This is a genomic window from Arthrobacter sp. P1_H7 (assembly GCF_056405215.1).
Genome location: NZ_JBFUCO010000001.1, coordinates 1 through 13,176 on the forward strand (window position 1 = coordinate 1; position 13,176 = coordinate 13,176).

The 13,176-nt window shown below is 68.2% G+C and carries 12 protein-coding genes and 1 rRNA gene; all 13 read left to right on the plus strand.

Annotated features, from left to right (window positions below; all coding sequences use genetic code 11):
* Positions 1 to 96 (plus strand): 5S ribosomal RNA (gene rrf / locus AC1DXI_RS00005); the annotation flags it as partial.
* Positions 97 to 479: 383 nt separating this feature from the next.
* Entirely contained in the window at positions 480 to 2,558 is a 2,079-nt protein-coding gene (locus AC1DXI_RS00010; RefSeq protein WP_476936936.1) for a hypothetical protein, read from the plus strand.
* 4 nt (positions 2,559 to 2,562) lie between these two features.
* Positions 2,563 to 3,552 carry an HAD-IIA family hydrolase gene (locus AC1DXI_RS00015; protein ID WP_476936937.1) on the plus strand — a complete coding sequence of 330 codons (990 nt, stop codon included), beginning with the start codon at positions 2,563 to 2,565 and terminating at the stop codon, positions 3,550 to 3,552.
* 9 nt (positions 3,553 to 3,561) lie between these two features.
* On the plus strand, positions 3,562 to 3,930 hold the full coding sequence (locus AC1DXI_RS00020; RefSeq protein WP_476936938.1) for a hypothetical protein: 369 nt from the start codon (positions 3,562 to 3,564) through the stop codon (positions 3,928 to 3,930).
* Positions 3,927 to 4,739, plus strand: coding sequence for a TlyA family RNA methyltransferase (locus AC1DXI_RS00025; RefSeq protein ID WP_476936939.1), 813 nt, complete (start codon positions 3,927 to 3,929; stop codon positions 4,737 to 4,739). Before AC1DXI_RS00020 ends, AC1DXI_RS00025 begins: the two co-directional genes overlap by 4 nt.
* Positions 4,740 to 4,761: 22 nt before the next feature.
* Positions 4,762 to 5,799 (plus strand): NAD kinase, encoded by a 1,038-nt coding sequence (locus tag AC1DXI_RS00030; RefSeq protein WP_476936940.1) that lies wholly within the window; start codon positions 4,762 to 4,764, stop codon positions 5,797 to 5,799.
* Positions 5,800 to 5,802: 3 nt separating this feature from the next.
* Positions 5,803 to 7,539 carry a DNA repair protein RecN gene (recN, locus tag AC1DXI_RS00035; RefSeq protein ID WP_476936941.1) on the plus strand — a complete coding sequence of 579 codons (1,737 nt, stop codon included), beginning with the start codon at positions 5,803 to 5,805 and terminating at the stop codon, positions 7,537 to 7,539.
* Between the two features lie 99 nt (positions 7,540 to 7,638).
* Positions 7,639 to 9,432, plus strand: a complete 1,794-nt coding sequence (locus tag AC1DXI_RS00040) for a CTP synthase (RefSeq protein ID WP_476936942.1) — start codon at positions 7,639 to 7,641, stop codon at positions 9,430 to 9,432.
* Positions 9,433 to 9,459: 27 nt separating this feature from the next.
* The gene (locus tag AC1DXI_RS00045) at positions 9,460 to 10,125 is read left to right on the plus strand and encodes an NUDIX domain-containing protein (protein WP_476936943.1); all 666 of its coding nucleotides are present in this window, start codon (positions 9,460 to 9,462) and stop codon (positions 10,123 to 10,125) included.
* Between the two features lie 50 nt (positions 10,126 to 10,175).
* Positions 10,176 to 11,165: a site-specific tyrosine recombinase XerD gene (gene xerD / locus AC1DXI_RS00050; protein ID WP_476936944.1), complete on the plus strand. Its 990-nt coding sequence runs from the start codon at positions 10,176 to 10,178 to the stop codon at positions 11,163 to 11,165.
* A gap of 130 nt (positions 11,166 to 11,295) precedes the next feature.
* On the plus strand, positions 11,296 to 11,799 hold the full coding sequence (locus AC1DXI_RS00055; RefSeq protein ID WP_476936945.1) for an RNA polymerase sigma factor: 504 nt from the start codon (positions 11,296 to 11,298) through the stop codon (positions 11,797 to 11,799).
* A 2-nt stretch (positions 11,800 to 11,801) separates the two neighbouring features.
* Positions 11,802 to 12,581 (plus strand): hypothetical protein, encoded by a 780-nt coding sequence (locus AC1DXI_RS00060; RefSeq protein WP_476936946.1) that lies wholly within the window; start codon positions 11,802 to 11,804, stop codon positions 12,579 to 12,581.
* A gap of 35 nt (positions 12,582 to 12,616) precedes the next feature.
* Positions 12,617 to 13,099 (plus strand): 8-oxo-dGTP diphosphatase, encoded by a 483-nt coding sequence (locus tag AC1DXI_RS00065; protein ID WP_018772283.1) that lies wholly within the window; start codon positions 12,617 to 12,619, stop codon positions 13,097 to 13,099.
* Positions 13,100 to 13,176: the final 77 nt, after the last annotated feature.

A 13,176-nucleotide genomic window follows, 5' to 3' on the forward strand; every position in this document is an offset into this window, starting at 1 on the left:
GAAACGCCCGGTCCCATCCCGAACCCGGAAGCTAAGACCCACAGCGCCGATGGTACTGCACCCGGGAGGGTGTGGGAGAGTAGGTCACCGCCGGAACACCATTCAGGTCGAGGACCCCAACCACCAGGTTGGGGTCCTCCCGCATTTAACCCACAAACACGCTCAGGGCCCGACCCGGATCTGAAGTGGGGAAGAAGGCCACAACCGCCGTCGAACACCAACTGCCCGCCACCCACCTGCCCGCCACCCACCTGCCGGCAGCCGGAGGCCGCGGACACAAGTGCCGCAGGAAGTTGTGAGACTTCCCACCGCGGGCCCCGTTGGCGCGATGCCGTTAGCCGGGGGCGGGTTGCTCGCCTAGAATTGGGGGAGATGTACGGACTTCGAAGCGCTTGATTTCGGGTTGCGTAGGAAACGAAACACGGAACAGAGCGGCTGCGATTGCGCCAGTGGTCAGCTCGCAACAGGAGGATTCCAGCATGGCTGAGCACAATGATGGCAACCGCGGCGGCAAGGCCCACGGCAACTCTGGCGGACGCAGTTCCGGTGGAGCCCCTTTCCGCGGCACCAGCAACTCCGGCGGCGAACCCCGCGGATTCCGGTCCAGGGAAGACCGTGACCGTAAGCCGTACGGTGATCGTGCTCCGCGTGAGGGCGGAGAGCAGCGCGGCTTCGGAAACAGCGAGCGTAAGCCCTACAGCGGTGGCGGTGAGCGCAAGCCCTATGGTGATCGTGCTCCCCGTGAGGGCGGCGGCCAGCGCAGCTTCGGCGGCGACAGCCGCCCGTCCTATGGCGAGCGTAAGCCGTACAGCGGCGGCGGTGAGCGCAAGCCCTATGGCGACCGTGCCCCGCGTGAAGGCGGAGAGCAGCGCGGCTTCGGCGGCGGCGAGCGTAAGCCGTACAGCGGCGGCGGTGAGCGCAAGCCGTATGGTGATCGGGCTCCGCGTGAGGGCGGCGGCCAGCGCAGCTTCGGTGGCGATAGCCGTCCGTCCTATGGCGACCGTAAGCCGTACAGCGGCGGCGGTGAGGGCAAGCCGTATGGTGATCGGGCTCCGCGTGAGGGCGGCGGCCAGCGCAGCTTCGGTGGCGGTGAACGTCCGTCCTATGGTGAGCGTAAGCCGTACAGCGGCGGCGGTGAGCGGAAGCCGTATGGTGATCGGGCTCCGCGTGAAGGCGGAGATCAGCGCAGCTTCGGTGGCGGTGAACGCCCGTCCTATGGTGAGCGTAAGCCGTACAGCGGCGGCGGTGACCGGAAGCCGTATGGTGATCGGGCTCCCCGTGAAGGCGGCGGCCAGCGCAGCTTCGGTGGCGGCGGCGATCGTGACCGCAAGCCGTACGGCAGCGGCGAGAACCGCAAGCCCTTCGGCACCCGCGAGGATCGTCCCGCACGGGGCTTCGACCGTGGTGACTCAGGCCCGCGCCAGTATGGGCGCGACCGCCCCGAGGACCGTCCGGTTCGCGTGCCCAATGCCCGCGATCTCCGCAGTGCCAACCGCCCGGACCGGGAACGTTCACCCCAGATCGACGAGGACGTCACGGGCAAGGAACTTGACCGCGCCACCCAGCACCAGATCAAGACCCTCGAAGGCACCAGCGCCGAATGGGTGGCCCGCCACCTCGTCATGGCGGGTCGGCTCCTGGACGAGGAACCTGAGCTTGCCTTCCAGCATGCCCTGGCAGCCAGCCGCCGCGGCGGACGCCTTGCGTCCGTCCGCGAAGCTGTTGGCCTGACCGCCTACGCAGCCGGCCACTACGGTGAAGCGCTCCGGGAATTCCGGACCTACCGCCGGATCAGCGGCTCCAACATGCACCTGCCGGTCATGGCCGACTGCGAACGGGGCCTTGGCCGCCCGGACCGTGCCCTGGACATGGCCCGGTCCGACGAAGCCAAGGATCTCGACGCCCCCGGCAAGGTGGAACTGGCTATCGTCGCAGCCGGGGCCCGCACCGACCTCGGGCAGCTCGACGCCGCGGTTTCCGAACTGGAAATCCCGCAGCTGGACATCAACCGCGCCTTTTCCTACAGCCCCCGGCTGTTCCGTGCCTACGCTGACGCATTGACGGCAGCCGGCCGCGCAGCCGAAGCCGCCAAATGGCAACGCCAGGCCACTGTGGCAGAAAACGCGCTGGGCCTTGGGGCTGACGAGGAACCCGACATCATCGATCTCGGCTGGGACGAGGAAGAAGAAGCCCGCGAAGAGGAACGGCAGCGCCGCCTCCGCGCGCAGGAGCATGCCGACACGCACGCCGGAACCGAAGAGCGCGCCCCGCGTGCCGCCGCTGCCGCTGCCGCGGCAGAAGCCACCGGCGCCGCAGCCGGAGTGGCCGGCTTGAACGCGGGCGATGAGCCCGCCAGTGACGACAGTGCCGACGACGCCGAAGCCGACTACTTCGAGTCTGACGACGCCGAATCCGACCTGGACTCAGTGGAAGCCGACGTGCTCGACGAAGCTGACGACGAAACCGATGACGAGGCCACCCTGGAACCGAACGCTGACGCGGACCAGGAACTCCTGGACGACTCAGAGCCTGCCCGGCACGAACGTGTGGAGGACTAATCGCATGACGGGTACCGCCCTGATCTCCACCTTTGATGCCCTGCTCTCCGACCTCGATGGCGTTGTCTATGCCGGCCCCAACGCCATCCCCGGGGCCGTCGAGTCGCTGCGCCGGCTGGCAGGGGTCGGCGTCGGGCTGGGCTACGTCACCAACAACGCCTCCCGTTCTCCGGCGCAGGTGGCCCAACACCTGCGCGATCTCGGCGCCCCCGCCGAAGACCACCAGGTGGTGAGTTCCTCGCAGGCGGCGGCAGCGCTGCTGGCCTCGCTGCTGCCGGCCGGAGCGCACGTGCTGATCACGGGCAGTGCCGCACTGGCCCAGGAAATTGAACTGGTTGGCCTGGTCCCTGTCCGCGGCGCGGAGGATGACCCCGTCGCCGTCGTGCAGGGCTTTAGCCCGGAACTTGGGTGGAAAGACCTCGCCGAGGCGTCGTACGTCGTCGCCGGCGGTGCCCTCTGGGTGGCCACCAACACGGACTGGTCCATTCCCCAGGCGCGCGGAATCGCCCCCGGCAACGGGACGCTCGTCGCGGCCGTGGCGGCCGCGACCGGCAAGAGTCCGGTCGTGGCAGGCAAACCCGAAGCACCGCTGTTCCACACGGCCGCCAAGCGGCTGGCGGCGGACCGGCCGCTGGTCGTCGGTGACCGCCTGGACACCGACATCCTGGGCGGCAACAACGCCGGTTTCGCCACCGTCGCTGTGCTGACCGGAGTGGACACAAGGGAATCGATCCTCGCCGCACGGTCTGTGGAACGCCCCGATTTCCTCATCAATGACCTGACCGGCCTGTACGCGCCATACCCTGCCGTAGAGCACGACGCCGGGCGGTTCCGCAGCGGCACGGCCTCGGCGATCGTGCGGGGGCAGTCCGTCCACATCAGCGGCGACCCCGCCGACCTCGATTCGTGGCGTGCCGCCTGCTCGGCCTGGTGGGCCGCGAACCCCGAGACGACCAGCGCACTGGCTCCGGTCCTCGAGTGGTCCGATCACTAGGCTGTACACATGAGCGAGCTACACCCGGGACTAAACCGAGCCCCACACCAACAGCCGGCTGGGGCGCCGACCCCTGCGTCCGACGTCGCGTGGCCAGAGCTGCCGTCGGAACAGTTCCCGGCGGACCTGCGTGGGCACGCGGCACCAGAACACGCGGCACACGGACAACAAGCCGGAGAGCCGCAGGCACCAGTCCTGGATCCGGCCGTCAACGCCGTGCTGGACCTCCTCGGGGCCGTGCGGCAGACGCCTGTGTCCGGACACGGCGAAGTCTATGCCGGCATGCACGATGCCCTGCTGGAGGCCCTGAACGAAGACGTGGCCGGCCACGCCGGTGTGGCGCGCCGTATCCACGCCGCGGGGGACGGGGGATCGTGAGCCGGCTGGACCAGGCGCTTGTCAGCCGGGGGCTCGCCAGGTCCCGGACCCATGCCGCCCGACTGATTTCCGAGGGCAAGGTGAGCTCCGGCGGCGAGGTCCTCGCCAAGGCGTCACTGCAGGTGGCGGATGACGCCGCGCTGGACGTCACGGCCTCGGCCGAGGACGGCTACGTCAGCCGCGCCGGGCACAAGCTGGCCGGCGCGCTGGATGCCTTTCCCGCCATCGACGTCGCACGCAAACGGTGCCTCGACGCCGGTGCCTCCACCGGCGGGTTCACCGATGTGCTGCTTCGGCGCGGTGCCGCCCACGTGGTGGCCGTCGACGTTGGGCACGGCCAGCTGGTGCCGGAAATCCGGAATGACACCCGGGTTTCCGTGCACGAAGGACTCAACGTCCGTTACATGGCGCCCGCGGAAATCGGCGGGCCGGCTGCGCTGACGGTGGCTGATCTGTCCTTCATCTCGCTGACGCTTGTGGTGGCGCCACTCGCGGCGTGCACCGCACCCGGCGGCGACCTTGTCCTCATGGTCAAACCACAGTTCGAGATCGGCAAGGACCGGCTGGGCCGGACCGGCGTGGTCACCTCGGAACGCGAACGCCGGCTCGCCGTGGGCAAAGTGGCTGCCGCCGCCGTGGACGCGGGCCTGGCCCTGTCAGGCCTCGCCCAAAGCCCGCTGCCGGGCCAGGACGGCAATGTCGAATACTTCCTGTGGATAAAACGCGCGATGTCGGAAGTCCCGCCTAAGATCGAGGAGCGGGACGCAGCCGTTGCTGCGTTGCTCGGAACAATCTGGCCGAACCACTAGTACCACCAGAAGGCGGAACCTGATGAGCAGGCGTGTCCTGATCCTGGCCCACACAGGGCGCGAGGAGTCCCTCAAGGCTGCCTGGGAAGCGTGTGCCCTGCTGCACGAATCCGGCCTGGTCCCCGTGCTGCAGGAGAACGAGCTCGGCGACATGGTCCGCTTCTTCGGCCGGCTCGACCACCCGGTCGAGGTCCTTCACAACCACGTGAAGCTGCCCGAGGTGGAACTGGTCATGGTGCTCGGCGGGGACGGCACCATCCTCCGGGCCGCCGAGCTGGTCCGCGAAGTCGACGTGCCGCTGCTCGGGGTGAACCTCGGCCACGTGGGATTCCTGGCCGAGAGCGAACGGGCCGACCTCGCCCAGACCGTCGAGTGGATCGCCAGCCGTGACTACACGGTGGAGGAGCGCATGACGATCGACGTCCAGGTCTGGGTCCGCGGGCAGAAGATCTGGCACACCTGGGCCCTGAACGAGGCCGCGATCGAAAAGGGCAACCGGGAACGGATGCTGGAGGTGGTCACCGAAGTCGACGAACGCCCCCTGACCTCATTCGGCTGCGACGGCGTGGTCCTGGCCACGCCCACAGGCTCCACGGCCTACGCGTTTTCCGCCGGCGGTCCTGTGGTGTGGCCCGAGGTCGAGGCCCTCCTGATCGTGCCGATCAGCGCCCATGCCCTCTTCGCGAAGCCGCTCGTGGTCTCGCCCCGGTCCAGGCTCGCGGTCGAGATCCTGAACCGCACCGATGCCCAGGGCGTCCTCTGGTGCGACGGCCGCCGCTCGGTGGATCTGCCGCCCGGCGCGCGCGTCGAAGTGACCCGCTCCGCGACGCCCGTCCGGCTGGCCAGGACACACCAGACCCCCTTCTCGGGCAGGCTCGTGCGCAAGTTCCAGCTCCCCATCCAGGGCTGGCGCGGCCCCGTGCCCCAAACCCGGGCCATCCACACCGGCCCCCTCCCGATCATCCGCACGCCCCGTCCCATGCCGCCGCTGCCCTCGCCGCGCCACGAGGGAACTGCTGACGGGCCCGATCCATCGCCAGATCCCTCAACCGAGAAGTGAACCATGCTTGAAGAACTGCGTATCCGCGACCTCGGCGTCATCACCGACGCCACCCTGCCGCTGGGCCCGGGCCTCAGCGTGGTGACCGGTGAAACCGGCGCCGGCAAGACCATGGTGGTCACCGCGGTCGGGCTGCTCCTCGGCGCCAGGTCCGACGCCGGCGCCGTCCGCAGCGGCGCGAAGAGCGCCTCGGCCGAGGCCGTGCTGAAGCTCGACGCGGGCCACGCTGCCGTCGCTCGGTCCCGGGAAGCCGGGGCCGAGGTGGAGGAGTTCGACGGCGGTGTGGAACTGCTGCTTGCCCGCAGCGTCGGAGCCGACGGCCGCAGCCGCGCCTATCTGGGCGGACGCGCCGCGCCGGTCGGGGTGCTGGCCGAAATTGGCGAAACCCTCGTGGTGGTGCACGGACAGTCAGACCAGATCCGGCTCAAAAGCCCAGTGGCGCAACGCGGCGCCTTGGACAAGTTCGCGGGCGAGAGCCTTGCGGCCGCACTTGCCGCCTATCAGGACCTCCACGCCCACTGGCATGCCAGCCAGGGCGAACTGGACTCCTTGCGCAGTGCCGCGCGTGAACGCCTCCGCGAGGCCGAGTCGCTGCAGGTTGCCCTCGCCGAGATCGACGCCGTGGACCCGCAGCCGGGGGAGGACGATGCCCTCAAGGCCGAGGCCGTGAAACTGGCCAACGTCGAGGAACTGCGGATCGCGGCCAGCACCGCCCACCAAGCGCTCATCGCCGAGGACTTCGGTGAAGAAGCCGACGCCACCACCCTCGTGGACGCCGCCAAACGCACCCTGGAGCACGTAGCCGAACACGACGAGGAGTTGGGCTCTGCCGCGGCACGGCTGGCCGAGGTCGGTTTCCTGCTCAACGACATTGCCGCGGAACTCGCCAGCTACCAGGCCGCCCTTGACACGGAGGGCCCGGAACGGCTCGCCGAAATCGAAGACCGCCGGGCCGCGCTGGCCAAGCTGGTCCGCAAGTACGCGCCAAGCATCGACGAGGTGCTGGTCTGGGCCGCGGAGGCCCGGGCCCGGCACGAGGAACTTCAGGACGACTCCACCCGGATCGAATCGCTGGACGCCGAGGTCACCCGGGCAGAAACCGAGCTCCGCAAGAAGGCCGCCGCGATCAGCAAGGCCCGCACGAAGGCAGCCAAAGACCTCTCCGCGCGGGTCAGCGCCGAGCTCACGGCGCTGGCCATGGCAGATGCCACCCTGGTCATCAACGTGGAGCCCACAGGCCAGCTGGGACCGTTCGGGGCCGATGAGATCTCCTTCCTGCTGCAGCCGCACTCCGGCGCTCCCGCCCGGCCGCTGGGCAAAGGCGCCTCGGGCGGTGAACTCTCCCGTGTCATGCTCGCCATCGAGGTGGTGCTGGCCGCCGTCGATCCCGTCCCGACGTTTGTCTTCGACGAGGTCGACGCCGGCGTCGGCGGCCGTGCCGCCGTCGAGATCGGGCGCCGGCTGGCGATGCTGGCCCAGCACGTCCAGGTCCTCGTGGTGACCCACCTGCCGCAGGTGGCCGCGTTCGCGAACCAGCACATCAGGGTCACCAAGACCTCCGTGCGGGGCGCTGACGGCGCTACCGCCACCGGCTTCACCTCCAGCGACGTGCAGCTGCTGGACGAGGCTGAGCGCGTCCGCGAGTTGGCCCGCATGCTGGCCGGCCAAGAGGACTCCGAATCAGCACAGGCCCACGCCCAGGAGCTGCTGGACGACGCCAAACTCCTCCCGCAGAGCTAGGCGGGCCGGAGGGACCTCCGCAAGGAATCCCGCAAGGACCGCTGCTAGGACAACAATCACATCGGGATCCCGCCAAGGAACCCGTGGAAGGCCGAATTGATGATAAGCTCAAACCCCGTGGTGCAGCGATCAAACTCTCGTGTAAATTCCCGGTTTCCGGGCTCGTCCAAGACGACCAAACACATCTTCGTCACCGGTGGTGTAGCGTCCTCGCTCGGTAAGGGACTGACGGCTTCGAGCCTCGGCCACCTCCTGCGGGCACGCGGTCTGTCTGTAACAATGCAAAAGCTCGATCCCTATTTGAATGTGGATCCGGGCACGATGAACCCCTTCCAGCACGGCGAAGTCTTCGTCACCGACGACGGCGCCGAAACGGACCTGGACATCGGCCATTACGAGCGCTTCCTCGATGAAAACCTCGAAGGATCGGCCAACGTCACAACCGGCCAGGTCTACTCGACCGTCATCGCGAAGGAACGCCGCGGCGAATACCTCGGCGACACCGTCCAGGTCATCCCGCACATCACCGATGAGATCAAGCGGCGCATGCGGCTTCCCGCCGAGGGCAAGAACGCCCCCGACGTCATCATCACCGAAATCGGCGGCACGGTGGGCGACATCGAGTCCCAGCCGTTCCTCGAATCCGCCCGCCAGGTCCGCCAGGACATCGGCCGCGGAAATGTGTTCTTCCTCCACGTGTCCCTCGTGCCGTACATCGGCCCGTCGCAGGAGCTGAAGACCAAGCCGACGCAGCACTCCGTTGCCGCGCTGCGCTCCATCGGCATCCAGCCCGAGGCAATCGTGATCCGGTCGGACCGCGAAGTCCCGCAGCCGATGCGCGACAAGATCGGCCGCATGTGCGACGTCGACATCGACGCCGTGATCGGCTGCCCGGACGCACCGAGCATCTACGACATCCCGAAGACCCTGCACTCCCAAGGCCTGGATTCGTACATCGTCCGCGCCCTGGACCTGCCGTTCAAGGATGTGGACTGGACCAGCTGGGACAAGCTGCTCGACGCCGTCCACAACCCGAAGCACGAAGTTGAGGTCGCGCTCGTGGGCAAGTACATCGACCTGCCGGACGCCTACCTGTCCGTCACGGAGGCCCTGCGCGCCGGCGGCTTCGCCAACGACACCAAGGTCAAGATCCGCTGGGTCCCCTCGGACGAATGCGAAACCCTCGAAGGCGCCGTGCAGTCCCTGGCCGGCGTCGACGCCATCTGCGTTCCGGGCGGCTTCGGCATCCGCGGCCTGGAAGGCAAACTCGGCGCCCTGAAGTACGCCCGCGAAACCAAGCTCCCCGTCCTGGGCCTGTGCCTGGGCCTGCAGTGCATGGTGATCGAATACGCCCGCAACGTAGTCGGCCTCGAGGGAGCATCCTCGTCCGAGTTCGAACCGGACTCCAAGTACCCCGTCATCGCCACGATGGAAGAGCAGTTGGACATCGTTGACGGCAAGGGCGACCTCGGCGGCACCATGCGCCTGGGCCTGTACGAAGCCAAGCTCGACGAAGGCTCTGTCGTCGCCGAGACCTACGGCGCCACGAAGGTCAGCGAACGGCACCGCCACCGCTACGAGGTCAACAACAAGTACCGCGACCAGATCGCCGCCAAGGGCCTGTCGTTCTCCGGAACGTCGCCCGATGGCAAGCTGGTCGAGTTCGTGGAACTTCCCCGCGACGTCCACCCGTACTACGTGGCCACGCAGGCGCACCCGGAGCTCAGCTCGCGGCCCACGCGCCCGCACCCGCTGTTCGCGGGCCTGATCGAGGCTGCCCTTGGCCACCAGCGGGCCGCAAACGCCGCGCCCGCTGCAAGCAGCAGCGCCAGCGCAAAGGCCGATGCCCCGGCACCCGCGCCCAAGCCCTCGTCGGCAGCAGCGTCCAAGTAATTTCCAACTGAATCAAAGGACGGCGCGATGCCCGGTATGTCTGAGACCCCCAATGCTGCACGGCAGGTTTCGGATGAGCCGAGCCCGCGCCGTCTTTTGTCATCCCGGAAGGTGTACGAAGGCAGGATCTGGGACGTCGTCAGCGACAGTTTCCAGCTCAACGACGACGGCGACACCTTGGTCCGGGACTACATCGACCATCCCGGCGCGGTGGCGGTTCTCCCGATGAACGACGACGGCGACGTGCTGCTGCTCCGGCAGTACCGGCACCCCGTCGGCATGGACCTCTGGGAGATCCCCGCAGGGCTGCTTGACGTCGAAGGGGAGGACTTCGTCGTCGGGGCCGCCCGCGAACTGGCCGAGGAAGCGGACCTCGTGGCGGACCGCTGGAACGTGCTGGCGGACTTCTTCAACTCCCCGGGCTCCTCCAGCGAGGCCATCCGCATCTACTTGGCCCGCGGCCTGGGCGAGGTGCCCGGACATGAGCGGCACGTCCGCACCGACGAGGAAGCCGAAATCGAACTGCACTGGACCCCGCTGGACGAGGCCGTGCAGGCGGTCCTTGACGGCCGCCTGCACAACCCGTCGGCCGTCGTCGGCGTCCTGGCCGCTGCCGCCGCCCGCGCGGGCAACTTTGAAAGCCTCCGCCCGGCCGACGCGCCCTGGCCCGCCCATCCCAGCCAGCGCCGCTAGTGGAACCGCTGATTGCCGAGCCGCCGGCTCCTGTTCAACATCCGGCCCCGGTGCAGGCAACTGCTCCCGAGCGCCCGCCCGCCCGGCCGTTGACGGCGATCGACCGCGCAATCACTGATTACTTGCAGCACATGGGCGTGGAGCGGGGCCTCGCGGCCAACACCCTCTCCGCCTACCGGCGGGACCTGGCCCGCTACGCCAGGCATCTGGCCCACGCCGGCCGGGAGCGCCCGGCCGAGATCACCCGGCACGACGTCACCGGCTTCGTTCAGGCGCTCTCCGACGGGTCCGACGGCGGCTCCGCCCTGGGCATCCGTTCGGCGGCCCGGACGGTGGTGGCCGTGCGCGGGCTCCACAAGTTCTGGGCCCTCGAAGGCGTCACGACCACCGACCCGGCCAGCGACGTCCACCCGCCCATGCCCGGCAAGCGGCTGCCCAAGGCCATCAGCGTCGACGAGGTCACCCGGATCCTGGAGGCGGCCGGTACGGATACGGCAACCGGCCTGCGCGACCGCGCGCTGCTCGAGTTCCTCTATTCCACCGGTGCCCGCATCAGCGAAGCCGTGGGCCTGGATGTTGACGACATCTCCCTGCAAACCGCCGGCGAGTCAGACGGTGGCGACGGGCCCGCGATCGTCAGGCTCTTCGGCAAGGGCTCCAAGGAACGCCTCGTCCCGCTGGGGTCCTATGGGGCACGCGCCCTGGACGCCTACCTCGTCCGCGGCCGGCCCCTGCTGGCCGCCAAGGGCAAGGGCACCCCTGCCCTGTTCCTCAACGCCCGCGGCGGCAGGATCAGCCGGCAAAGCGCCTGGACCATTTTGAAGGCGGCGGCGGACAAGGCCCACATCACCAAAGACGTTTCGCCGCACACGCTGCGGCACTCCTTCGCCACCCACCTGCTGGAAGGCGGCGCCGATGTCCGGGTGGTCCAGGAACTGCTGGGGCACGCCTCGGTGACCACCACGCAGGTCTACACCCAGGTGACGGCGGATACGCTGCGGGAGATCTACGCCGCCGCACACCCGCGCGCCCTGGGCTAAGGCAAAGTCCGCGGGTTCCGGCACGGTGCGCCGGCTCCTGCAAACTTTTTTGCCGGTCCGTGTAAGAAAACACCATTCACAGGACACTTAGACATCAGGAAGAAGTCATCCGATGTCCGGGGGAACCACCATGTTGGCTGCCAAAGAGCAAGCATTCATTGATCTGCACACTCAGCACTCCGCGCGGGTATACCGCTACATTGCCTGCCGTATCAGTGACCGGCATCGCGCCGAGGAACTGGCTGCGGACGTCTTCAGAATTGCCTGGGAAAAGGAGCTCGCCGAACCGCCCGGCATTGGCTGGCTGTTGGCGACGGCCCGGAATGTGATCGGCAATGAGTACAAGGGCCGCCGTCGCCGCCAGGAACTCGTCGAACGGCTCAAAGATGAGGTCCGCCACCAAGTCCCCGAGCCGAACGATGAAGAACGGGCCGCCGTGGCAGAGGTGCTGGTTCAGCTCCGGGAGCGGGACCGCGAGGTCCTCATGCTCAGCTACTGGGACGAGCTGACCATCGCTGAACTGGCGCAGACGCTGGGATGTTCTTCTTCCGCTGCTGCGGTTCGCCTGCACCGTGCACGCCGGGCGTTCGCGAAAGCTGCCCCCTCACATCTGATGACCGAACGGAAGGACTAGCCATGGACCGCATCGAACAGCTCATGAAGGATGCGAAACCTCGGGTGGGAGCGCCGGGAGCAGAGCCCGGAAGCGACCCTGCCCGCTCGATCGTATTTTCCACGGATCCGAATATCGTCCGTTTGGCAGGGCGCACTCCGGCGCGACGCAATGCCGTCCGGGCTGCGGCCGCAACTGTACTGGCCGCTGCAGCCGTCGTTGGCGCGGTGGTTGTCGGCGGCAATCTGATGCCGCAACCAGCACCCGGGCCGGCCCGGACGGGCATCCCGGCGCCGACGGTCTCCGCCAGCCCGTCGCCGTCGTCCCCAACCCCGTCCACTGCCTCACCGGCCGCATCGTCCCCCACAGCGAGTGCCGCAGCCGGAGCCTTGAGCACCGGCGGCGTCGCCTGCACCATGGCGAACGTCGACCAGCAGCGCAATGACCAGGAACGGGCAATCCAACCGATTCCCGGCGCCGAGCAGGCTTACTACACGGTGCTGGGCTGCGCCGATGGCTGGCTCGCGTATTCCATCTCCGATGATGGGGTCCGGGCGCTCGGGCTCGACGGCGGCAACGCGTGGTATCAGATTGCCAAACTGCAGAACGGGCGTTTCCTCTGCGACTTCCGGCAGGAATGGTCCAGCGTCTTCACCTGGAAGTTCCAGGCTTTGAACAATGATGTCTCGCAAAACGGGCAGCAAGTCACGCCGCAGCAGGCCATGGACAAAGAATTCGCGGATAAGGGGATACCCGTCGAACTGAGGCCACAGCTTGTCGGCGATGGTCCGGCCGCCGGATAGCGCCGGCAGCCTGCGGCAGCTATAGGGTTGGGCACATGAAGCTCACGCCAGTCACTCTCTGCTTCCCGCTCCGTGATGCGGGGACCGGCACCGAGGTGCTGCTGGGCCTGAAAAGGACCGGCTTCGGCATCGGCAAAATCGTGGGCATCGGCGGCCACGTGGAGCCGGGGGAGAGCGACGCCGAGGCAGTGGTCCGCGAGGTCTGGGAAGAGGCCGGCATCGTGGTGCTCCAAGAGGACCTGGCCCACGCCGGCATCGTCGAGTTCATCTTTCCCGCTAGGCCGGACTGGAACATGTCGTGCCGGCTCTTCACCACCCGGCGGTGGGAAGGCGAACCCGCCGAGAGCCCGGAAATCACGCCCGAGTGGTTCGACGCAGCGTTCTTACCGCTGGAGCGGATGTGGCAGGATGCGGGGCACTGGCTGCCCCCGGCGCTGGCAGGTGAAACGATCGACGTCGTCGTGGTCCTCAACGAGGACAACGAGACCGTGGCGTCGGTCCGGATCCCGCCACGCTGAGGTCCGGGACGAAGCAGCACGGGCCGGCCACCCATCAATGGGTGGCCGGCCCGTGCTGGCTGTCCGGTCTCGTGCGT